The following is a 21443-nucleotide window of genomic DNA, read 5'->3' on the forward strand; positions in this document are numbered from 1 at the left end:
CGGGATACCGGTCGTCGCGGGAAATGTGTCGGTCTTGAAACGGTCGGGAACCGTCGGATCGGGTCGATCGTCCATCGCGGCGCGACTGACCACCGGCCGCGAAGACGGGATGATCGGTTTCAGCCGTGAAGCAGCGGCAGGCAAGTGGATGGCGGGACCATTGCTGCGCAAGGGGCGCAGGCGTGCCGGACAGCTCGTCGCGCGGCGCCGGCGACGCCCATGGCGGGAATCGGCGGTCTTGTCGAACCGTGTGCGCATCGGGTGCGACCCGGGCATCCGGAACGCACGTTAGGTTGCAGATCTGAAACGTCGCGGCAACTCGCCGGGCGCCATCAGGGCTGCGGTGGCGTCACGTGCCCGACGCGTCCGCCGGAACGGATCGAGAACAGTCCAGGTATCCCCCGCGCGTTCGATGCGGCCGCATGCATTCGCCCGGGACAGCCGGCATCTGCCTCTCCCAATTGATGACCAAACCGCAAGACCTAGTGCATAGATATCGTTTGCCGCGGCGTTAATGACTATCGACAATCGTGGCTCGAATTCCCGCCGTTGCGCCAGAAGCGCCTTGGCGGGCGGCCCTGTCGGCTATCCCGGCCGTCGCCGCCACCCCGCTCACGACGACATGTACGCGTTCACGCCCTCATTCCAGAATCCCGCCGGTTCGCCGATCCGCGAGCTGTTCAAGTACCTCTCCGAACCGGGGATGATTTCGTTCGCCGGCGGCTACCCGGCCAGCGACCTGTTCGACGTCGACGGCCTGAACACGGCTGCCGAACGCGCGTACGCGCAGCCGGTCCGCTGCCTGCAATACGGCCCGACCGACGGCCTCGCCGAACTGAAGCAGCAACTGATCGCGTTGATGGCGCGCCGCAACGTGACGTGCACGCCGGCCGAACTGCTCGTCACGACCGGCTCGCAACAGGGCCTCGATCTGCTGCTGCGCGTGATGGTCGCCCCGGGCGACGTCGTGTTGACCGAACAACCGGCGTATCCGGCGACGCTGTCGGCGATGCGTCTGCAACAGGCGCGCATCGTGACGATTCCCGTCGACGGCGATGGCCTCGACGTCGACCGCCTCGCCTCGCAACTTGCATCCGGCGCGATCGTGCAGCCGAAGCTGCTCTATACGGTGCCGACCTTCGCGAATCCGACCGGTGCGACGCTTGCGCGCGAACGCCGTCTGAAGCTGCTGCGTCTCGCGGTGCAATACCGTTTCCTGATCGTCGAGGACGATCCCTACGGCGATCTGCGTTTCGCGGGCGAACCGGTGCCGTCGATGCTCGCGCTCGCGAACGAAGTCGAAGGCGCACGCGACTGGATCGTGCACTTCGCGAGCCTGTCGAAAATCGTCGCGCCGGGGCTGCGCGTGGGCTGGACGATCGCGCCGGCCGAAATCGCGCGGCGCTGCGTAATCGCGAAGCAGACGGTCGACCTGTGCAGCGCGCCGTGGACGCAAGCCACCGCCGCCGAGTATCTCGCCGACGGCGCGCTCGAGCGTCATCTGCCGCGCATCACGGCGGCCTACAAGCGCAAGTGCGATGCGATGTGCGACGCGCTGCGCGACGGCTTTGGCGATGCGATCACGTTCCATCGTCCCGAAGGCGGGATGTTCGTGTGGGCGCGGATCGGCGCGGTGTCGTCGGACGTGCTGCTGCAACAGGCGATCGCGAACAAGGTCGTCTTCGTGCCGGGCAAGGCGTTCTTTGCCGACAACGTCGACGCCGCTTCGTTGCGGCTGTCGTTCGCCGCGCCCGACGTCGACGCGATCCGGGAAGGCGTGACGCGCCTCGTGCGCGCGTATGGTGCGGCGCTGGCCGCGTGAGGAGGAGACACACATGAGCATCGTCGTCAACGACACGGCATGGATGGACGAAGCGCCGCGCATGGCCGGCATCCGTCCCGTCGAACACAAGTCGTCGCAGATTAGCGCGGGGCCGCAATACGTCGCCGACGTGCTCAGCCGCTTCGGCGCGGATTCGACCGACACGCGCGACGCCGCGCCGGTCGTCCTCGGCTACAACTGAACCGCGCGGCGGGGGCCCGCGACGGGATCCCGCCGCCGAAACGGTTAAGCTGGTGCGATCGAACCACGCAGGATCGCCGGGTCATCATGTCCGACATCGAATCGCTCACGGAAACGTACGACCGCCTCTGGTCGTGCCTGGAATCCGGCGTCGGCGCACAGCGCTCGCCGTTCACCATGGTGCAGGCCGCGACGCTCGGCCTCGACGGCGCGCCCAAGGTGCGCACGATCGTGCTGCGGCAGGCGAGCCGCGCCGATCGTCGGCTGTCGTTCCACACCGATGCGCGCTCGGAGAAGGTCGTGGAGCTGCGCCGCGATCCGCGTATCGCGATCGTCGCGAGCGATCTCGATTCGCTCGTGCAGATTCGCGCGGAAGGCGTTGCGACGATTTGCGACGACGAAGCGCAACGTCGCGCGGTCTGGCAATCGAACCGTCCGCATACGCTGCTGCTGTATCGCGCACCGCTGCGCCCCGGCACGCTGATCGAATCGCCGAAAGACGCGCATGTCACCGCAAGCCCGGACACGGGCACGGCGACCACCGACGACGGTTACCGGAACTTCTGCCTGCTCCACGTCACGGTAACGCGCATCGACTGGCTCGACCTCGCCCGCGACGGCCATCGTCGCGCGGTGTTCGACGTGAACGACGACGGCTACGAAGGGCGCTGGATCGCACCCTGACGGCGTCGGTCGCGCCCCCGCTACAAACGCGTACAAACCAGACACATCCGGGATACGTCAGACCTTTCAAATGGGCAACGCCGCGCAACCGGCGCACGCCCGGATGAAAGCGAAAGCGCGCTCCGCCGCGCGGCATGTTCACTTTCCACTTCACGAAAGGAGATGCCGAACGATGTCTTCCACACAGTTTTCCCCGATGCGTCGCCACCTGCTGGCCACTTCCGTGGCCGCCGGCGTATCCGCGATGCTGCCCACCGCGCTGCATGCGGCAACCGGCGGCGACGGCATACGTCCGTTCACCGCCCATATCCCCGATGAAGCACTGGCCGACCTGCGCCGCCGCATTGCCGCGACGCGCTGGCCGGGCCGCGAGACCGTCGCCGACGAATCGCAGGGCGTGCGGCTCGCGCGCATGCAGGCGCTGCTGCGCTACTGGGGCACCGACTACGACTGGCGCAAGGGCGAGGCGCGCCTGAACGGTTTCCCGATGTTCATCACCGAAATCGACGGGCTCGACATTCACTTCATCCACGTGCGCTCGCGGCACGCGAACGCGATGCCGATGATCATGACGCACGGCTGGCCGGGTTCGATCTTCGAGCTGCTGAAGGCGATCGGCCCGCTGACGGATCCGACCGCACACGGTGCGAGTGCCGACGATGCGTTCCACGTCGTCGTGCCGTCGCTGCCGGGTTTCGGTTTTTCGGGCCGTCCGGCGAAGACGGGCTGGGGCTCCGACCACATCGCGCGCGCATGGGGCGAGCTGATGGCGCGCCTCGGCTATACGCGCTTCGTGTCGCAGGGCGGCGACTGCGGCTCGGTGATCTCGCACCGGATGGCGATGCAGCGCGTGCAGGGCCTGGCCGGAATTCACGTGAACATGCCGGCGACGGTGCCGCCCGACATCGCGACGCTGCTCCAGACCGACGCGCCGGCACCGGCGTCGCTGTCGCCGAAGGAGAAGGCCGCGTACGAGAAGCTCGCGACGTTCTATCGCGACAACTGCGGCTACTCGGCGATGATGGTCACGCGCCCGCAGACGGTCGGCTATGCGCTCGCCGATTCGCCGTCGGGTCAGGCCGCGTGGATGTACGACAAGATCTCGCAGTGGACCTACAGCGGCGGCGTGCCCGAACGCTCGATCCCGCGCGACGAGATTCTCGACGACATTTCGTTGTACTGGCTGACCGACACGGCGACGTCCGCCGCGCAGATCTACTGGGAGGATCACTCGAACAACTTCAACGCGGTGGACATCTCGCTGCCGGCGGCGATCACGGTGTTCCCCGGCGAGATCTACCAGGCGCCCCGCAGCTGGGCCGAGCGCAGCTATCACAACCTGATCTACTTCAACGAAGTCGACAAGGGCGGGCATTTCGCGGCATGGGAGGAGCCGGAACTGTTCGCTCGCGAAGTGCGTGCCGGGTTCCGGCCGTTGCGTCGCGCGTAAGCGGGATTTGACGGGAGAACGCGGGCCGGTCGCGATGCCGGTCCGCGTGACGCGTTGCGCACGACCGACCGCGAACCCCCGTTTCCGCCGCGAATTTTGAATCGCTGTATGTCGTGCCCGAACCCGGATACGTTGGGATACAAAGCCTTCGGATGGATCGGATATAAAACCGGTGAAGCGATTCACACGGGCGGCGCGATGTCAGGCGCCGCCGCCGTGAACGGCGATACCAGAGCGCCCGCACGTGCCGCGGGCCACTTCCTTAGCGATCGACAATGGAGAACGCGTCATGCCTGATACCGTGAACACCCGCCGCCGCCTGATTCTGGGCACGACACTCGCAAGCCTGAGCCTCGCCGACCTCGGGTTCGGTGCGCTGGCGCGTGCGCAGTCGGCGCCCGATGCGTCGACGCCGAAGCGCACGGCCGGCGCGGCCTCGCTCGGCAAGATCCACCAGATCGACGCCGGCGTGCTGAACGTCGGGTATGCGGATCTCGGACCGAAGAACGGCCCCGTCGTGTTCCTGCTGCACGGCTGGCCGTACGACATCTACAGCTACGCGGAAGTCGCGCCGCTGCTCACGGCGGCCGGCTATCGCGTGATCGTGCCGTACTTGCGCGGCTACGGATCGACGACGTTCCGCTCGGCCGACACCGTGCGGAACGGCCAGCAGGCGGTGACGGCCGTCGACATCGTCGCGCTGATGGATGCGCTGAAGATCGATCGCGCGGTGTTCGGCGGCTACGACTGGGGCGCGCGCACGGCCGACATCATCGCGGCACTGTGGCCGCAGCGCGTGAAGGCGCTGGTGTCGGTGAGCGGCTACCTGATCGGCAGCCAGGAGGCGAACCGCAAGCCGCTGCCGCCGCAGGCGGAATTCCAGTGGTGGTATCAGTTCTACTTCACGACCGAGCGCGGCGCGCTCGGCTACGCGGCGAATCGCGACGCGTTCAACAAGCTGATCTGGCAACTCGCATCGCCGAAGTGGCAGTTCTCCGACGAGACCTACGCGCGCAGCGCCGCGTCGTTCCAGAACCTCGACCACGTGGCCGTCGTGATCCACAACTATCGCTGGCGCCTCGGGCTCGCGAAGGGCGAAGCCCAATACGACGACATCGAGCGGCGGCTCGCCGCCGGCCCGGCCATCACCGTGCCGACGATCACGATGGAGGGCGACGCGAACGGCGCGCCGCATCCGGAGCCTGCCGCGTATGCGAAGAAGTTCACGGGCAAGTATCAGCACCGGACCATCACGGGCGGCATCGGCCACAACCTGCCGCAGGAAGCGCCGCAGGCATTCGCCGATGCGATCCTGCAAGTGGAGCACCTGTGATGCGGGCCGGCACGATCGTGTCGCGCCGCGGCGCGCGCCGTGCGCTCGTCGCGGGCGCGCTGCTGGCGGGCGCGTGGTCGGCGAGCGGTCCGGCCGCGTTCGCGGAGCAGCCGAAGCCGGCGACGTCGCCGATCTACGGCGTGACGATCCCGCCCGGCTACCGGAAGTGGGAAATGGTCGCGCCGGCCGAGGAAGCGGCGCCGCTCGACGAACTGCGCGTGGTCCTCGGCAATCCCGTCGCGATCCGCGCGCTCGAACAGTCGACGCTGCCGTTTCCGGACGGCACAATCCTCGTGAAGCTCGCGTACAAACGCAAGCAGTCCGACGAATTCGCGCCGGCGACGGTGCCTGGCCAGGCGACGACCGTGCAGGTGATGGTCAAGGATTCGCGCCGTTATGCGTCGACGGGCGGCTGGGGTTTCGGGCGCTTCATCAACGGCGTGCCGGCCGATATCGGTCAGCACCAGACCTGCTTCGCGTGTCATCAGGCGCGCGTGAAGAATCACGATTTCGTGTTCACGCGGCTTGCGCCCTGATGTGACCTGACCGGACCGGTTTGACGGAAAGGCGTGCCGTATGAGGCACGCCTTTTTTCATGTTGGGACGCGGGCGCGCGGTGTGCGGGTTACCGGATTTGTATCGCACTGTATCGGGAACCGCTGCGGAAACATCGGATTGCAGAACGCCCCTGTTTCGGAAACATGCCGGATACGTGAGCGGGTTCTACTGTCGACATGCAGCAAACGTTCGGTGCGAGACGGTCGCAACGGACGCCGAGTGATCGATACCCCCCAACTTCCGCCAAGGAGAAATCTCATGAAAGCCGCTCAAATCCTCGCAGTCGCCGTGCTCGCTTCGATCCCCGCATTGTCGTTCGCCGAGACCGGCCACGGCCTCACGCGTGCCGACGTGCGCGCCGACCTCATCCGGCTCGAGAAGGCCGGCTACAACCCGGCCGGCAGTGACGCGCGTTACCCGGACGATATCGCCGCCGCGCAGAACGCCGTCGCCGCCGCGCAGCAGGTCGCGCGCTCCGACCAGAACGGCCCGTCGAAGTCGCAGGACGACAACGTGGCTGCCGCGTCCGCGCCTGCCGCTGCGCGCTACGCCGCGGCCGACCAGCGCGCCGCGCGCAACGCGCGGACGGACGCCGACGACCTGTACGCACATTCGTGATGCATTGCCGCGCCTGCCGCACGCGGGCGCGGCCGCATCGGCAACACTTCAGATGAACGACACGACGAAAAGGAGCATGAAGATGATCGGTTTGACGAAACGGGTTCTGGTGTCCGCGGCGGTGCTCGGCGGGCTGTTCGGTGCGGTCGCGGCGCAGGCCGCGCCGAAGGAAGACCTGAAAGGCACGAACGTCGTGCTGGTGCACGGCGCATTCGCCGACGGGTCGAGCTGGAACCGCGTGATTCCGCTGCTCGAAGCGCGCGGCCTGCACGTCGTGTCGGTGCAGAACCCGCTGAGCTCGCTCGCCGACGACGCAGCCGCGACGAAGCGCGCGATCGACGAACAGAAGGGCCCCGTCGTGCTGGTCGGCCATTCGTGGGCCGGTGTCGTGATCAGCGACGCCGGCAACGACGACAAGGTGAAGTCGCTCGTCTACGTCGCCGCATTCGCGCCGGACAATGGCCAGTCGATCGCCGACGTCACGCAGGGGTTGCCGGCACCGTCGTGGGCCGGCGAGCTGCGCAAGGACGGCGGCGGCTTCGCGACGCTGTCGGACAAGGCGATCGCGCAGGATTTCGCGCCGGATCTGCCGCCCGCGCAGCAACGCGTCGTCGCGGCGACGCAAGGGCCGTGGTACGGTGGCTGCATTTCGGAGAAGGTCGCGCAGGCCGCGTGGCATGCGAAGCCGTCGTCGTTCGTCGTCGCGACGCAGGACCGGATGATCGATCCGAAGCTGCAGGAGGCGATGGCGAAGCGGATCGGCGCGACGGTCACGCGCGTGAACGGCAGCCACGTCGCGATGCTGAGCCAGCCGAAGGCCGTGGCCGCAGCGATCATCGCGGCGGCGGAACGTGCGAAGCAGGATGCGCAGTGAGTGAATGCGGCGCCGCGTGGCGGATGACGTGGCGCCGTCGGTGATTGTGATGTCCTTTCACGAGGAGAAGTCATGACGCAGCAACTCTGGCAACTGTCGGCGACTGAAATCGCGAAGCGTGTGCGGCAGCGTGAAGTGTCCGCGCGGGAAGTGGCGGATGCCACACTGGCGCGCCTCGAAGCGGTGAACCCCGCGATCAATGCGGTGGTCGAGCATCGTCCCGACGAGGTGCGGCGGCAGGCCGACGACGTCGATCGCGCGATCGCCCGCGGCGACGATCCGGGCCCGCTCGCCGGCGTGCCCGTGACGGTGAAGATCAACGTCGACGTCGCGACGTTCGCGACGACCAACGGCACGCGGTTGCAGGAAAACCTGATCGCGAGCGCCGACAGCCCGTCGGTGTCGAACCTGAGAAAGGCCGGCGCCGTGCTGCTCGGCCGCACCAATTCGCCGACGTTCGCGCTGCGCTGGTTCACGTCGAACCTCGTGCACGGCCATACGTACAATCCGCGCAACCGTTCGCTGACGCCGGGCGGTTCGAGCGGCGGCGCGGCGGCTGCCGTGGCCGCCGGGATCGGCCCGATCGCGCTCGGCACCGACATCGGCGGCTCGGTGCGCTATCCGGCCTATGCGTGCGGCGTGCACGGCATCCGTCCGTCGCTCGGGCGCGTGCCGGCATTCAATGCGTCAGGGCCGGAGCGTGCGATCGGCGCGCAACTGATGTCGACGACGGGGCCGATTGCACGCACGATCGACGATCTCGCGCTGGCGCTGCGTGCATTCGCCGCGCCGGACCCGCGCGACCCGTGGTACGTGCCGGTGCCGATCGACGGTCGCGCGGTGCCGAAGCGCGCGGCGCTATGCGTGCGTCCGCGCGGTCTGGAGGTCGTGCCCGAGGTCGAGGCCGCGCTGCGCGATGCCGCGCGACGGCTCGTCGACGCGGGCTGGACCGTCGACGAAATCGACGATACGCCGCCGATGCGCGAGGCCGCGCTGTTGCAGGAGCAGCTCTGGCTCGGCGACGGATTCGATGCGCTGGCGAACGCGGTGGCGAGCGATGGCGATCCGGGCGCGGCCGCGGTGATCGCCGCCGTGCGCGGCAAGGTGCGCGATCTGCCGGCCGACGTGATCAGCCGCGCGCTCGTGCGGCGTACGACGCTGACGCGGCAATGGCGGCTCTTTCTCGACGAATATGCGGTGTTGTTGTTGCCGGTGTCGTCCGAGCTGCCGTTTCCCGACGATCTCGATCGGCAAGGGCCGGAAGGGTTCGAGCGCGTCTGGGAAGCGCAGCTCACGCTGCGGGCGCTGCCGGCGATGGGGCTGCCGGGGCTCGCGGTGACGACCGGGATCGTCAACGACGCGCCGGTGGGCGTGCAAGTGGTCGCCACGCATCATCGCGAGGATCTGTGTTTGCTCGCGGGGCGCGACATCGAGGCGCGCGGCGCGCCGGTCGTGCCGGTCGATCCGGTACGTTGATGCGGTGACGGAGTGTGTGCAGCGACGATGCGCTATGCCCGTCGGCTGTCGTTCATCGATCCATCGTTCCATCGAAGCGCGCCATTCGACCCGGCGCGCGATTTCATTTCGGATTCCGGTGCAACGTGCAGTGTGTCGCATGCTGCGTATCGCAAGCGGCCTTTTTCCGTGGCGATGCCGGCGCGTGACGGCGCTCAGCGCCCGGCCAGCATCCGCCCGCCGAGCCCCATCAGCAGCAGCCCGGCCGTCGTGTCGAGCACGGCCTTGCGCCGAATCAGCAGCCGGCGCACCGACGGGTGCGACGCGAGCAGCGCCATGGTGCAGTACCACGCGCCCGAAATTCCGATCGACAACACGACGACCGCGAGATCGAGCCACGGCGGCGCATGGGCCGGCACCATCAACGCGAAGATACTGCCGTAGAACGCGACGGATTTCGGGTTCGTCATGCTGACCACGTAGCCCTTCTTCGCGGCATGCCAGTCGGAGGACGCCGCCGGCGCGGAAACAGCGAGCGGCTTGCGCGCGGTCAGCACCATTTTCAGGCCGAGCCAGATCAGATACGCGGCGCCCGCGAGCCGCAGCGCGGGGTGCACCCAGGTGACGTGGGTCACGAGCAGGCTGAGGCCGGCAATCGCGACCGCCGCCCAGGTGCCCGATGCGGCGGCGAGGCCGAGCCCGGTCATCACGCCGGCGCGGCGTTGCGCGACGGCGGTCGACGTGACGATCACGAAGTTCGGGCCCGGGCTGGCCACGCTCAGGAGAAGGACGCCGGCGAGCGGCAAAAGGGTGGCGATGGTGGTCGACATGGCTTGGGCGGCAAAGCGACGGAAGGGGCGTTCATCTTACCGCGGCCTGCCGCTGGTCGCGAACGCCGCTCTTCACGACGGGCGGGTGTTCATCGACCGGCGCGTGCGCCTGTCACGACCGGGATTCGACGGCCAGTAGCGCGAGCAGTCCGTCCAGATCGGTGCGGGCATCCAGCGCCCACAGAGCATCGAGCGCGTGTCGCGCACGCTGCTCCGGAAGACGCCCCGCGACGTTGTGCCGGAACTTGCGTTCCGTATCGGCGCGCGACGTCGGCTGCCCGGGGAAGCCTGGCAACGTGTCGACTTGCCGTTCGAGCGTGCGGCCGTCGTCGAGCGTCACCGTCAGCCGGTTCGGAATCGCGTTCGGCTGCATCGCGGTGAGGCGCGCATCCTCGGCGACCGTTGTGACGGCCATCAGCGCGCGACCGACCGGATCGCGCAGCGCGGCCGGTCCGTAGCTGTCGCGCGTGATGTCGCGTTCGAGCATCGCACGCGCGACGATGTACGGCAGGCTGTGATCCGCCGTCTCGCGCGTTTCGGGCCGCCACTTCTCCGGATCGCGACCCGCCGTCACGTAGCCCATGTGCGTCGTGTCGATATGGATCGCGCGAATGCGCGCGAGATCGCCGATCCGCGTCGCGAGGTCGATCGCGGCGGGGATCGCGGTCAGCGTGTAGCCCTGGGCCGGATACGGTTTGATTGCGCACGCATCGATCCGGAACGCGCGTTGTGGGCCGCCGAACGATGCGACGTCGAGCGCGAACGGGCCCGATACCTGCTGAAACAGCCCGGCCCGGCCTTCGAAGATCGGTGCCGGCCCGGTCACGCCTTCACGAGCCAGTTGTGCGGCGAATACGCCGTCGCGCGATGCCGACGCATCCGCGAGACCCTTCCAGTCGGACAGTTGCTGCACGCGTGTCTGGTTCATCGCGAGATGACCGCTGAGCGACAGATTGACCGCCTGCTCCATCCGGTCGCGATCGAGCCGCATCAGCTTGCTGGCCGCCAGCGCGACGGCGGGCAGGCTGTAGACGGGGTGATCCCAGCCGCGGCTCGTGATGTTTGCGGCGTCCAGCAGCCGGCAGTCGATCTCATAGGCGAGCACGATCGCTAGCAGCAGGTCGCGTCCGCTCGCGCGCGCTGCTTCGGCGACGGCCAGGCATGGCGCGATGTTGTCGCTCGGATGGCCCGGTTCGGCGCCCACGTACAGATCGTTGAGATCCTCGTAGCGGACGGCCGCGCCATTGGCGAACGCGGCCAGCTCGGGCGTCGAGCCGCGGCGCGTGCCGATGAGCGTCGCCGGCCCCGCGGCCGTCGTCGCGATGCGCCGGCACATCGCGACGGGCGGCGCATCATGGGCGACGAGTGCGCAGCCGAGTGCGTCGATGAGGTGCGCCTTCGCGGTTTCGATCGTCGTCGCATCGAGTGCATCCCACGTCAGTGCGACGGCATAGTCGGCCAGCTGGCGCGCCAGGGTAGGCGTCGCGGGCGCGACCTGCGCGATGGCCGGGCAGGCGGCCGCCGCGCCGAGCGCCACGAGAAACGTTCTGCGCTTCATCGTGCCTCCGTGCGTGTCAGACGAGCCACAGCAGCGCGCAGCCGTAGACGATCGCGCCCAGCACGAACGTCAGCGCCGTGTAGCCGAGCACCCGCTGCACGCCGATGCCGGCCATCGCGACCACCGGTGCGACCCAGAACGGTTGCATCATGTTCGACACCTGTTCGCCCATCGCGACGGCCATGGTCGTCGCGGGCAGTGACGCGTGCAGCGCGACGGCGGCCGGCACCACGAAGGGGCCCTGTACGGCCCAGTGCCCGCCGCCGCTCGGGATCAGGAACGTGATCGCGAGCGAGCAGACGTAGCTCCAGAACGGCAGCGTGTCGGTGGTTGCGATCGCGATGAAGCCATGCGATATGACGCCGGGCAGGCCGGTCGCGTCCATCAGGCCCATGATGCCGCCGTACAGCGGATATTGAATCAGCAGCGAACCCGTCTGCGCGGTCGCCTGCTTGATCGCGCGTGCGTAGGCGAGCGGATGGCCATGGAGCAGCACACCCGCCGTGAGCATCGCGAGAATCACGACGTTCACGCCCGCCAGCGGAACGCGGCCGGCGTATGCCAGCCCCAGTACCGACAGTCCGAACAGTCCCGCCAGAACGCTGAGCACGCACGAGCGCTCGAGCCACTGCGCCGGCGAGCGGCGTCCGGCGGCGCCGGGCGCGGCCGAAGCGGATGCGGGTGGCGAGGCGGGTTGAATGTCGGGCGACAGCGCTTCGGCGCGAGCAGGATCGGGCATGAGCCAGACGAGCAGCGCCGGCGTCAGCACGAGCATCGCGAGCGTCGGAACCAGGTTGAAGCGGGTCAGCACGGTTTCGCCGAACGGCAGCACGTGGCCGGTCAGTTTCTCGACGACGTTCATCGCGCTGCCGGGCGTCGATTGCGCGAGCGCGATCGAACTGGACAATCCGCTTGCCCACACTACCCAACCCGAAAAGCCGCACGCGACGATCCACGCGAAATCGACGCGCAGGCGCTTGGCGACTTCGCGCGCCAGCAGTGCGCTGATCACGAGGCCGAATGCCCAGTTGATGAACGACGTGACGGCCACCGACAGGAAGACCAGCGTCGCCGCCTGGGCCGGCGTGCGCGCGAACGACACGATCGCGCGGAACGCACGCTGCACGAGCGGCGCATGGGCCAGCGCGTGCCCGGTCGCGAACACGAGCGCCATCTGCGCCGTGAACGTGAGGATATCGAAGAATCCCTTGGTCCACCCACCGATCATGGCGACCGGCGTCGCGCGCGGCGCGATCGCGACGGCCAGCACGGCGACGAACGCGGTGATCAGCAGCGCGAGGACGAACGGATCGGGAATCGTTCTCTCGAACACGCGAATCGTCGCGTCCGTCAGGCGGATGCGGGCCGCACGGGGTGGGGAATCGGCGAGGCGCATGCATGTCTCCTGTTGGTGTTTGTTGTGTCGGCGATGCGTGTCGACGTTGCGTCGCCGCATCGGGGCGGCGGTCAGTCGGGGAAATCGTACAGCCGGGCCGGATTGTCGACGAGGATCCGCTCGCGCAGACGTTCGTCGGGTGCCCAGTCCGCGAGTTGATCGAACAGCCGCGCGTCGTCGGGCGCGGCGGATTCCGTTGCATGCGGCCAGTCGCTGCCCCATACCAGGCGCTCGGGCGCCGCGACGGCCCACGCGCGGGCGACCGCGTCGACGTCGGCGAATCGCCCGGACACGCCGACGCGCGAATCGAGGTACGGCCCGGACAGCTTGATCCACGTTCGGCCCTGGTCGACGAGACGGCGCACGATCGCGTATGCGGGATGCGACGTGCCCGCCGGTTGTGGCAGGCGCGCCATGTGGTCGAACACGATGGTCGACGGCAGGCGCACGAGCAGCGCCTCGTGCGCGGCGATCTGGTCGGCGGTCCAGTGCAGCTGCACATGCCAGCCGAGCGCATGCACGCGCGCGGAGAGCGCCTCGACCATGTCGAAGCGCGTGGGCGCATGCTCGGGGCGATACAGCGTGAACCGGATGCCGCGGATGCCTCCGTCGTGCAGCGCATGCAATTCGGTATCCGATACGTCTTCGCGCACGACGCCGACGCCGCGCGTGCGGTCCGCGCCGAGCTGTCGTATCGCATCGAGCGTCACGCTGTTGTCGGTCGCGTACGCGCGCGGCGTGACGACGACGGCGCGCGTCGTGCCGAGCCGGGCCTGGATCGCGCGGCGGTAGTCGTCCGCCGTCGCGTGCGCGAAGATCCGCGCGCCAGGCTCGGACCTGAAGCGGGAATCGAAGACGTGAAGGTGTGCGTCGCATGCGTTCGACGGCGCTGCGTGCGCCGGCTGTATCGCCGCTTCGGCCGCCGCGGGGCCGGATGCATGCGCGCGCGACGCGCTCGCGGCGGCGAGCGAGGCGAGGAACGTACGTCTTCTCATGGTGTCTCCGGGTGAATCGTGTCGTTCGGCCGGCGCGCTGCCGGCAGTTTGCGGTTTCAGCGAATGGCGCCGCGACGCCGCAGCTCGGCGCGCCGTTCGTCATCGTAGCCGTGCTCGGCGAGCACGTCGTCCGAATGCTCGCCGAGCGCAGGCGCGCCGAGCGGATCCGGGCCCGGCGTGCGCTCGAACGCGATCGGCCGGCAGAAGCCGCGATAGCGACCAGCCGACGGATGGTCGAATTCGGCGACGAGCCGTTCGGCGTCGACTTGCGGATCGTCGAACATGTCCTCGATCTCGCGCACCGTGGCGCAAGGCACCTCGTCGCCGAACGCGGCCTCCCAGTCGCGCGCGGAGCGGGCCAGCAGCGCGGCGCGCAGCAGCGGGACGAGTTCGTCGTGCGCGCCCGCGCGCTTGCGCACCGTGTCGTAGCGCGGATCGTCGGCGAGTGCGGGCAGTCCGACCTTCACGCACAACGCGCGCCAGAAATGCGGCGTGTTCGCTGACAGGTAAAGATAACCGTCACGGGTCGGATGCAGGCCCGTGATGCCGCCCGATCGCATGTCGCGTCCGACGTCGCGTGCCTCGCCTTCGGCCCAGACCAGTCGCGCCGACTGCATCGCGAGCGCGGCGCGCAGCAGCGAGATGCCCACGTATTGCCCGGCCCCGCTATGGGTCCGCTCGTACAGCGCGGACGCGACGCCGGCTGCGACGAGGGAGGCCGCGTAATAGTCGACGACCGAGCCGTACACGATCGACGGCGGCGCACCGGGTTCGCCTTGCAGCGCGCACATGCCGGTCATCGCCTGCAGCACCTGGTCGTAGCCGGCCTTGTCCTTCAGCGGCCCCGATTCGCCGTAGCCGGTGACAGCGCAGTAGACGAGGCGCGGATTGTGTTCGCGAAGCCGCGCGTAATCGATGCCGAGCCGCGCGGGGACGGACGGCCGGAAATTGTGGACCAGCACGTCGGCGTCGCGCACGAGTTCGAGCAGCACCTCGCGCCCGGCCGGCTGCTTGAGATCGAGCACGATTCCGCGCTTGCCGCGATTGACACCGAGGAACGCGCGGCTTTGCTCGTCCAGCGTCGATGGATAGTTGCGCAGGTTGTCGCCGGCCGGCGGCTCGATCTTGATCACGTCGGCGCCCTGGTCGGCCAGCAACGTGCACCCGTACGGGCCGGCGATGTAGGCGCTGAGGTCGAGCACGCGGATGCCGGCGAGCGGGCCGGCGCCGGAGTGGCCAAGACCGGCCGCATGCGGCGCCGCGGGAACGTCGATGAAGGGTTGAGTCATGATTCGATGCGTGCGGGTTGCGGGGCGATGTCCGACGGTGGAATCAGGCCGAATGCGATCGCTTCGTCGACGATCGCGCGGGCGCGGGCGACGAACGGCGCGTCGATCATCCGGCCGTCCACCACGTACGCGCCGCGGCCGTCGGAGACGGCCTGCCGCTCCGCATCGAGCACGCGCAACGCAGCGCGGATTTCGTCGAGGGTTGGCCGGAACACGTCGTTCGCGATGCCGACCTGCGTCGGATGGATGCAGCTCTTGCCGGCGAAGCCGAGCCGCCGCGATAGCGCGGCCTCGGCGCGGAAGCCGTCGGCGTCGCCGATGTCGGCGAACGCGGCATCGTAGGCGGCGATGCCCGCCTCGCCCGCGGCGATGCGCACCGCGAGCATCACGGGCACGAGCGCCGCGGTTTCGCGACGGTCGATGCCGAGCGGTTCGAACAGGTCGCCGAGGCCGAGCTGCAAGCCGATCACGCGCGGATCGGCCGCCGCGAGTTCGGATGCGAGCCGCAGCGCGCGCGGCGTTTCGATGTTGACGAGGAGGCTGATCGGCGTCGTGACGCCGTTGCGGCGCTCGGCGCGTTCAAGCGCGGCCGCCGCCGCGCGCACGTCGTTCGCGTCGCGCGGCTTCGGCAGGTTGACGATCGCGACGCCGGGGCGTGCGACCGCTTCCAGATCGGCGTCGAAGCCGCGCGTGCCGAGCGCGTTCACGCGCACCACGATCGTTTTTGTCGGCGGCAGCGGCTGGTCGAGCCGCGCGCGCAGCGCGGCGCGCGCGGCATCCTTGCGGTCTTCGGCGACCGCGTCCTCGAGATCGAACGACACGGCGTCGGCGGGACCGTTCAACGCTTTGTCGAACAGGTCGGGACGGGAGCCAGGAACGAACAGTTTGCTTTTCATGCGGCCAGTATAGAAATCCCGCTACACTGGATGAATACAGGTTTGATTCCTTCAAACGATAGAAAAACTATCTTTATGGATATCGTGTTCCTCAAGAGCTTCGTGCTCGTCGCGGACACGGGCTCGATGGCGCAGGCCGCGCGCAGGCTCGATCTCACGCCCGCCGCGGTCGCCTTGCAGATGCGGGTGCTGGAGCGGGAGCTGGGCGTGGCGCTGCTCGCACGCGCGGGCCGCTCGGTGCGCCCGACCGAGGCCGGCTACCGCGTGCTCGAGCGTGCGCGTGGGCTCGTTCGCGAGTTCGATGACCTGAAATCGGTCGCGGCCGACGATGCGCAATTGTCCGGGGAATTGCGCCTCGGCGCGATCAACACCGCGTTGCACAGCATCCTGCCCGACGTGCTGGCCCAGTTCGCGACCCGGCATCCGCGGTTGAAGGTGCTGATCCAGTCCGGTACGTCGGCGGAGCTTTACGAGTCCGTGCGACGAGGCGATCACGACGCGGCGGTCTGCCTGCATCCGAGTTTCGCGCTGCCGAAAAGCATGGTGTGGGAACTGCTGCGCATCGAGCCGCTCGTCGTGCTGGCGCCGCAGGATCTCGCCGCGCGCGACGCGCACGACTTGCTGCGCCACGAGCCGCTGATCCGCTACGACCGGAGTCTCGGCGGCGGCAAGCAGGCCGACCGCTATCTGCGCGACCACGGGATTGATCCGCACGAGCGCTTCGAGATCAATTCGCTGCTGGCGATCGCAATGATGGTCGAGCGCGGGCTGGGCGTATCGCTGGTCCCGGACATCGCGTCGCCGCTCGCGGAGCGGCTGCGGATCGTCCGGCTCGCGCTGCCGAAGCCGACCGAGCCGCGGCGCTTCGGCATACTCTGGCGGCGGGGCGCGGCGCGCGAGAGCGCGATTCGCGAATGGCTCGCGATCAGCCGCCGGATGGTGCAGCTTCGTTGAGCCGCCGACCGCGTGACGCGATCGTTTCTGCACGGGCCGGCGATCGCGCACTGCACGTCGCCATCATTGTTGAGCGTATTGGAAAGGTCCAATCCGGAAGCAGCAATAGGTGCCGCGAATATGACCGATTATTCTCCCGAGCGCTATACCGGCAGGCCGACACGAATGCTGTCGGACTGCTTACAAAATCAATCGCTCAGGGAGGCCTTTCATGAAACGCATCGTCGTATCCGGTGGTGTCGGCGCGGTATTCGTCTTGACAGCGGCGTCGTCCGCATTTGCGCAGAGTTCCGTCACGTTGTATGGCCTCGTCGATACGGCGATCCGTTATCAGACGAACGCCGGCCCCGACGGCAAGGACCTGATCGGAATGACCGTCGGCCCCGAAACGCACAGCCGCTGGGGCTTGCGCGGCAGCGAGGATCTCGGCGGCGGCCTGTCGGCGATCTTTCGTCTGGAGAACGGCTTCGAGCTCGGCGACGGCAAGCTGCACGTCGCGAACACGCTGTTCAGCCGGCAAGCATACGTCGGCCTGTCGAGCGACCGGTACGGCTCGCTGACCTTCGGCAACCAGTACGCCCCGCTGTACGACACGATGGGTGACGTGTTCGATCCGATGACCGTCGGCGACTACTGGCAGGACAGCTGGGCGTACAACGGCATCGGCAATTACCTGACCGTGCCGAACTCGGTGAAGTACAAGTTCTCGTACAACGGCTTCAGCATCGATGCGATCTACGGGCTCGGCAATCATGCCGGCGCGATGGGCCTCGACAGCACATACGGTGTCGAGCTGACCTACGCGCAAGGGCCCGCGTCGATCAACGCCGGCTACCAGCAGACCTCGGTGTCGTCCGTGAACGGCAGTGCGGTCAACGGCGCGAAGGTGAACTTCCTGCACGTGAGCGGCGCGTATCAGGTCACGCCGTCCGTGCGCCTGCTGGCCGGCTGGCTGCACGGTCAGGACAAGACGGGCACGACGGACTTCAACCTGCAGCAGGCCGGCGCGCCCACGCTCGCCGGCGGCAGCCCGAACCGCATCGACGATACGTTCTACGTCGGCGCGAACTGGCAGGCTACCGCGCCGCTGCTGATCACGGTGGCCGGCTATTACGGCCACGCGCGCAACGCGGAGCGGCTCGACGGCACGCTCGGCTCCGGGATCAATTACTCGGCGACCATGCTGGCCGAATATGCGCTGTCGAAGCACACGGAGGTATACGGCACGGTCGATTTCGCACGCGGCAACGGCGCGTTCGCGGCCGACTACCCGGGCGCCACCAACCGGCTCACCGGCAAGGTTGACCAGATCGGCAGGACCAACAACGTCGGGGCCGCGATCGGCCTGCGCCAGATGTTCTGACGACGGCGCGCGGAGCGGGCGCGAAGCGTGCAGCGAGGAGAAGGCGGCGTGCGCCGCCTTCATCCGTTACGACGCGACGCGAATCACGACCTTGCCGAAATGCTGACCCGACTGCAGACACGCATAGGCCTGCGGCGCTTCGTCGAAACCGAACACGCGATCGACCACCGGCTTGATCCGTTTCGCGTCGACGAGCCGCACGACGTCGTCGAGCATTGCGCGGCTGCCGACCATGATCCCGTGCAGTTTCCGAATGCCGCCAATCAGCGACAGCAGCCCGAGTTCGGGGCCGCCGAACCCGCTGACGCCGCCGATCACCGACACGATGCCGCCCATTTTCGTCGCGGCGACCGAGCGCGCGAGCGTATCGCGTCCGCCGACTTCGATGACGAGATCCGCGCCCGCACCGTCGGTGAGCCGCAGCACTTCATGCTGCCATTCGGGCGTCGTGCGGTAGTTGATCGTTGCGTCCGCACCGAGTGCGCGGGCGCGTTCGAGCTTGGCATCGCTCGACGAAGTCACGATCGTGCGCAGTCCGGCCGCATGCGCGAGCTGCAGCGCGATGATCGAAACACCGCCCGTGCCGAGCAGCACGACCGTCGCGCCCGGTCTCAGCCCGCCGTCGACGAACAGCGCATTCCACGCAGTAATGCCCGCGCACGACAGCGTTGCCGCTTCGTCGTAGTCGAGATGCGCTGGGATCCCGACGAGCGCGGTTTCGTCGGAGACGAAGCGTTCGGCGAGCACGCCGTCGAAATGCGAGCCGGGCGACCCCGAGACCTTCGGCGGCGTGGGCGGCCCGTCGATCCAGTGCGGGAAATACGTGTTGATCACGCGATCGCCCGGCTTGAACCGCGTGACGTCGCGACCGGTCTCGACGACTTCGCCGGCGCCGTCGGCGACGGGTATCAGCGCGTCGGTGCCGATGCCGAGATAGTCGCCGCGCGCGAACATCAGGTCGCGATAATTCAGTGCGGTCGAGTGGATCTTCACGACGACGTCGGTCGGCCCGACCGGGCGAAGCGTCGCGTCGATGCGCCGGAGCCCGGCAATGCCGTCCCCCGGTTTGATTTGCCATGCGTGCATGTCGGCTCCTTTTTCGAGATGGACGGGACTATCATAGTGTTGCGCTGCGGGACACATTGGCGAGAATTCGGCCAACGATTGTCGCCGGCACGGACACAAACCTGTCATTCCATCGGAGCGGAACTGCATGGACGAGCGATTGAGAGGCATCGTCGAATTCGTCGACGTCGTGGAGTCGGGCAGCTTCGCGGCGGCGGCGCTGCGCCTCGGCATGACGCGCTCGGCTGTTGCGAAGATCGTCGCGCGGCTCGAACAGCGGCTCGGTGCGCGCCTCTTGCAGCGCACGACGCGTCAGCTCGGCCTGACCGACGAGGGGCTCGTCTATTACGAGCAGTGTCGGCGGTTGCTGGCCGAACTCGGCGAGACGGAAGCCGCACTCGACGCGGGCCGGCGCGAGCCGACCGGCCGCGTGCGGGTCAGCGTGCCCGTGCTGTTCGGCCGGCAATGCGTGGCGCCCGTCGTGCGGCGCCTCGTCGAGCGTCATCCGCGGCTTGAAATCGACGTATCGTTCAGCGATCGCATCGCCGATCTCGTCAACGACGGCTTCGACATTGCGGTGCGTATCGGCACGCTGGCCGACACGAGTGCGCTGGTCGGCCGGAAGCTTGGGGTGCAGCGCATGGGCATCTGCGCATCGCCTGCCTATCTCGATCGTCACGGCCGGCCGTCGGGGCTCGACGAACTCGCGTCGCACGGCGGCATCGCGTATTCGCGCGGCGGGCAGCCGACGCCGTGGCGAATCATCGGCGCGGACGGCGCGGTGCACGACCATCGCCCGGCAGGCCGCCTGCGATTCGACGACCTGCAGGCGATCGCCGACGCGGCGGCGGCCGGCGCGGGCCTTGCGTGGCTGCCGTGCTGGCTGATGGCGCCGTACGTGCGCGACGGCCGTCTCGCGCTCGTGATGGACAGCGACAGCGTGTCTGGCGCCGAAGTGTTCGTGGTGCGCCCGGCGTCGCGCAATGTGCCGATGAAGGTGCGCGTCGTCATCGATGCGCTCGTTGACGAGATTCCGCGCATGCTGGCGTCGGACGACGCGGACGGCGAGCGCGTGCCGCAGCGCATCGTTCAGGCTTCGTAGCCACGACGCGCGATCGAGTCGTCGACGCGAACGACGGCGACCGTACGCGTTTTCTCCACCTGACGCACAATCAGTGCGGATCGTGAATGCGCCGCGCGAGCGCGCGCATCGCGCCGTATTCGATTATTTCGTCAGAGGCACGAATCATGTCATCCCGCACCTATCTCGTTACCGGCGCGTCGCGCGGCATCGGCCTGGCCACCAGCACGCTGCTCGCGCAGCGCGGCCATCGCGTCATCGGTCTCGCGCGCCATGCGCAAGACATCGACTTTCCCGGCGAACTGATCGCATGCGATCTCGCCGACATCGAACAGACGGCCGCGACGCTTGCCCGTATCGGCGCGTCGAGCGAGATCGACGGCATCGTGAACAATGCGGGCATCGCGTTGCCGCAGCCGCTCGGCAAAGTCGATTTCGCATCGCTGCAGGCGGTGTTCGACCTGAACGTGCGCGCGGCGATCCAGGTCACGCAGCATTTCGCCGACGCGATGAAGGCACGCGGCCATGGCCGCATCGTTAACGTATGCAGCCGGGCGATCTTCGGCAGTCTCGATCGCACCGCATACTCGGCCGCGAAGAGCGCGCTCGTCGGCTGCACGCGCACGTGGGCGCTGGAACTGGCCGAACATGGCGTGACGGTCAACGCGGTTGCGCCGGGCCCGATCGAAACGGAGCTGTTTCGCCAGACGCGTCCGGTCGGGAGCGACGCGGAGCGGAAGGTACTCGCGACGATTCCCGCCCGTCGCCTCGGCACGCCGCACGATGTAGCCGCGGCGATCGCGTTCCTGCTGTCCGACGATGCGGCGTTCGTCACGGGGCAGGTGCTCGCAGTGGACGGCGGCGGCAGCCTCGGCGGACGCAGCTGACGCAACGCAAGCAGTGCGGCGCGAGCCGTAAAACAAGGACCGGCGTGCATATTCCCCGTTCCCGTTAGCATGTGACGAATCCGACTTTGGATGTCGAGCGGGCGACGCTAAGATCGCCGATCCGTAGATCGTGC

General features: G+C 68.2%; 20 protein-coding genes. 13 read left to right on the top strand and 7 right to left on the bottom strand.

The annotated features are described in order from the left end of the window. Positions 1-622: 622 nt before the first annotated feature. The 9 genes from HWX22_RS18100 (at position 623) to HWX22_RS18140 (ending at position 9016) form a co-directional block, all read left to right on the top strand. Positions 623-1822: a PLP-dependent aminotransferase family protein gene (locus HWX22_RS18100; RefSeq protein ID WP_175916153.1), complete on the top strand. Its 1200-nt coding sequence runs from the start codon at positions 623-625 to the stop codon at positions 1820-1822. A 13-nt stretch (positions 1823-1835) separates the two neighbouring features. After that, positions 1836-2024 carry a hypothetical protein gene (locus tag HWX22_RS18105; protein WP_175916154.1) on the top strand — a complete coding sequence of 63 codons (189 nt, stop codon included), beginning with the start codon at positions 1836-1838 and terminating at the stop codon, positions 2022-2024. Positions 2025-2110: 86 nt separating this feature from the next. Continuing rightward, entirely contained in the window at positions 2111-2707 is a 597-nt protein-coding gene (locus tag HWX22_RS18110; protein ID WP_175906794.1) for a pyridoxamine 5'-phosphate oxidase family protein, read from the top strand. Between the two features lie 172 nt (positions 2708-2879). After that, positions 2880-4157 carry an epoxide hydrolase gene (locus tag HWX22_RS18115; RefSeq protein ID WP_175916155.1) on the top strand — a complete coding sequence of 426 codons (1278 nt, stop codon included), beginning with the start codon at positions 2880-2882 and terminating at the stop codon, positions 4155-4157. A gap of 289 nt (positions 4158-4446) precedes the next feature. Then, entirely contained in the window at positions 4447-5490 is a 1044-nt protein-coding gene (locus HWX22_RS18120) for an alpha/beta hydrolase (RefSeq protein WP_175906786.1), read from the top strand. Next, positions 5490-6026 carry a cytochrome P460 family protein gene (locus HWX22_RS18125; RefSeq protein ID WP_175906785.1) on the top strand — a complete coding sequence of 179 codons (537 nt, stop codon included), beginning with the start codon at positions 5490-5492 and terminating at the stop codon, positions 6024-6026. Before HWX22_RS18120 ends, HWX22_RS18125 begins: the two co-directional genes overlap by 1 nt. Before the next feature lie 280 nt (positions 6027-6306). Further along, entirely contained in the window at positions 6307-6666 is a 360-nt protein-coding gene (locus HWX22_RS18130) for a DUF4148 domain-containing protein (RefSeq protein WP_175916156.1), read from the top strand. Between the two features lie 82 nt (positions 6667-6748). After that, positions 6749-7540, top strand: a complete 792-nt coding sequence (locus tag HWX22_RS18135; RefSeq protein WP_175916197.1) for an alpha/beta hydrolase — start codon at positions 6749-6751, stop codon at positions 7538-7540. Positions 7541-7612: 72 nt separating this feature from the next. Further along, a complete protein-coding gene (locus tag HWX22_RS18140) occupies positions 7613-9016 on the top strand; it encodes an amidase family protein (protein ID WP_175916157.1) in 1404 nt (467 codons plus the stop codon). Between the two features lie 194 nt (positions 9017-9210). Here the strand turns inward: HWX22_RS18140 and HWX22_RS18145 are convergent, their stop codons facing one another. The 6 genes from HWX22_RS18145 to HWX22_RS18170 all read right to left on the bottom strand — a co-directional run bounded on the left by HWX22_RS18145 (position 9211) and on the right by HWX22_RS18170 (position 15959). Further along, on the bottom strand, positions 9211-9825 hold the full coding sequence (locus HWX22_RS18145) for a LysE family transporter (protein ID WP_175916158.1): 615 nt from the start codon (positions 9823-9825) through the stop codon (positions 9211-9213). 112 nt (positions 9826-9937) lie between these two features. Next, positions 9938-11383 (bottom strand): MmgE/PrpD family protein, encoded by a 1446-nt coding sequence (locus HWX22_RS18150; RefSeq protein WP_175906780.1) that lies wholly within the window; start codon positions 11381-11383, stop codon positions 9938-9940. Between the two features lie 16 nt (positions 11384-11399). Next, positions 11400-12779 carry a TIGR00366 family protein gene (locus tag HWX22_RS18155; protein WP_175906779.1) on the bottom strand — a complete coding sequence of 460 codons (1380 nt, stop codon included), beginning with the start codon at positions 12777-12779 and terminating at the stop codon, positions 11400-11402. A gap of 71 nt (positions 12780-12850) precedes the next feature. Beyond that, entirely contained in the window at positions 12851-13774 is a 924-nt protein-coding gene (locus tag HWX22_RS18160; protein ID WP_081053272.1) for an amidohydrolase family protein, read from the bottom strand. Between the two features lie 56 nt (positions 13775-13830). Further along, positions 13831-15063, bottom strand: a complete 1233-nt coding sequence (locus tag HWX22_RS18165; protein ID WP_175906778.1) for a CoA transferase — start codon at positions 15061-15063, stop codon at positions 13831-13833. Then, the gene (locus tag HWX22_RS18170) at positions 15060-15959 is read right to left on the bottom strand and encodes a CoA ester lyase (RefSeq protein ID WP_175906777.1); all 900 of its coding nucleotides are present in this window, start codon (positions 15957-15959) and stop codon (positions 15060-15062) included. Before HWX22_RS18170 ends, HWX22_RS18165 begins: the two co-directional genes overlap by 4 nt. Positions 15960-16034: 75 nt before the next feature. On the opposite strand from HWX22_RS18170, the gene HWX22_RS18175 reads away from it, so the two are divergent. Further along, positions 16035-16913 carry a LysR substrate-binding domain-containing protein gene (locus tag HWX22_RS18175; RefSeq protein WP_175906776.1) on the top strand — a complete coding sequence of 293 codons (879 nt, stop codon included), beginning with the start codon at positions 16035-16037 and terminating at the stop codon, positions 16911-16913. A 211-nt stretch (positions 16914-17124) separates the two neighbouring features. Further along, the gene (locus HWX22_RS18180) at positions 17125-18276 is read left to right on the top strand and encodes a porin (protein ID WP_175916159.1); all 1152 of its coding nucleotides are present in this window, start codon (positions 17125-17127) and stop codon (positions 18274-18276) included. A gap of 66 nt (positions 18277-18342) precedes the next feature. Here HWX22_RS18180 and HWX22_RS18185 read toward each other — a convergent pair whose 3' ends face one another. Beyond that, positions 18343-19362 carry an NAD(P)-dependent alcohol dehydrogenase gene (locus tag HWX22_RS18185; protein WP_175916160.1) on the bottom strand — a complete coding sequence of 340 codons (1020 nt, stop codon included), beginning with the start codon at positions 19360-19362 and terminating at the stop codon, positions 18343-18345. A gap of 127 nt (positions 19363-19489) precedes the next feature. On the opposite strand from HWX22_RS18185, the gene HWX22_RS18190 reads away from it, so the two are divergent. Beyond that, positions 19490-20443 (top strand): LysR family transcriptional regulator, encoded by a 954-nt coding sequence (locus HWX22_RS18190; protein WP_175916161.1) that lies wholly within the window; start codon positions 19490-19492, stop codon positions 20441-20443. Between the two features lie 146 nt (positions 20444-20589). Continuing rightward, on the top strand, positions 20590-21309 hold the full coding sequence (locus HWX22_RS18195) for an SDR family oxidoreductase (protein WP_059818593.1): 720 nt from the start codon (positions 20590-20592) through the stop codon (positions 21307-21309). Positions 21310-21443: the final 134 nt, after the last annotated feature.

The organism is Burkholderia sp. BCC1638, assembly GCF_902833195.1.
GTDB classification, from domain to species: domain Bacteria; phylum Pseudomonadota; class Gammaproteobacteria; order Burkholderiales; family Burkholderiaceae; genus Burkholderia; species Burkholderia diffusa.

Excerpts from the sequence above, each read along its gene's own strand:
- HWX22_RS18125 (WP_175906785.1), top strand. The coding sequence starts at position 5,490 with ATGCGGGCCGGCACGATCGTGTCGCGCCGCGGCGCGCGCCGTGCGCTC.
- HWX22_RS18155 (WP_175906779.1), bottom strand. The coding sequence starts at position 12,779 with ATGCGCCTCGCCGATTCCCCACCCCGTGCGGCCCGCATCCGCCTGACG.
- HWX22_RS18165 (WP_175906778.1), bottom strand. The coding sequence starts at position 15,063 with ATGACTCAACCCTTCATCGACGTTCCCGCGGCGCCGCATGCGGCCGGT.
- HWX22_RS18100 (WP_175916153.1), top strand. The coding sequence starts at position 623 with ATGTACGCGTTCACGCCCTCATTCCAGAATCCCGCCGGTTCGCCGATC.
- HWX22_RS18105 (WP_175916154.1), top strand. The coding sequence starts at position 1,836 with ATGAGCATCGTCGTCAACGACACGGCATGGATGGACGAAGCGCCGCGC.
- HWX22_RS18185 (WP_175916160.1), bottom strand. The coding sequence starts at position 19,362 with ATGCACGCATGGCAAATCAAACCGGGGGACGGCATTGCCGGGCTCCGG.
- HWX22_RS18170 (WP_175906777.1), bottom strand. The coding sequence starts at position 15,959 with ATGAAAAGCAAACTGTTCGTTCCTGGCTCCCGTCCCGACCTGTTCGAC.
- HWX22_RS18135 (WP_175916197.1), top strand. The coding sequence starts at position 6,749 with ATGATCGGTTTGACGAAACGGGTTCTGGTGTCCGCGGCGGTGCTCGGC.
- HWX22_RS18150 (WP_175906780.1), bottom strand. The coding sequence starts at position 11,383 with ATGAAGCGCAGAACGTTTCTCGTGGCGCTCGGCGCGGCGGCCGCCTGC.
- HWX22_RS18145 (WP_175916158.1), bottom strand. The coding sequence starts at position 9,825 with ATGTCGACCACCATCGCCACCCTTTTGCCGCTCGCCGGCGTCCTTCTC.
- HWX22_RS18115 (WP_175916155.1), top strand. The coding sequence starts at position 2,880 with ATGTCTTCCACACAGTTTTCCCCGATGCGTCGCCACCTGCTGGCCACT.
- HWX22_RS18160 (WP_081053272.1), bottom strand. The coding sequence starts at position 13,774 with ATGAGAAGACGTACGTTCCTCGCCTCGCTCGCCGCCGCGAGCGCGTCG.
- HWX22_RS18190 (WP_175916161.1), top strand. The coding sequence starts at position 19,490 with ATGGACGAGCGATTGAGAGGCATCGTCGAATTCGTCGACGTCGTGGAG.
- HWX22_RS18130 (WP_175916156.1), top strand. The coding sequence starts at position 6,307 with ATGAAAGCCGCTCAAATCCTCGCAGTCGCCGTGCTCGCTTCGATCCCC.
- HWX22_RS18175 (WP_175906776.1), top strand. The coding sequence starts at position 16,035 with ATGGATATCGTGTTCCTCAAGAGCTTCGTGCTCGTCGCGGACACGGGC.
- HWX22_RS18110 (WP_175906794.1), top strand. The coding sequence starts at position 2,111 with ATGTCCGACATCGAATCGCTCACGGAAACGTACGACCGCCTCTGGTCG.
- HWX22_RS18195 (WP_059818593.1), top strand. The coding sequence starts at position 20,590 with ATGTCATCCCGCACCTATCTCGTTACCGGCGCGTCGCGCGGCATCGGC.
- HWX22_RS18180 (WP_175916159.1), top strand. The coding sequence starts at position 17,125 with ATGAAACGCATCGTCGTATCCGGTGGTGTCGGCGCGGTATTCGTCTTG.
- HWX22_RS18140 (WP_175916157.1), top strand. The coding sequence starts at position 7,613 with ATGACGCAGCAACTCTGGCAACTGTCGGCGACTGAAATCGCGAAGCGT.
- HWX22_RS18120 (WP_175906786.1), top strand. The coding sequence starts at position 4,447 with ATGCCTGATACCGTGAACACCCGCCGCCGCCTGATTCTGGGCACGACA.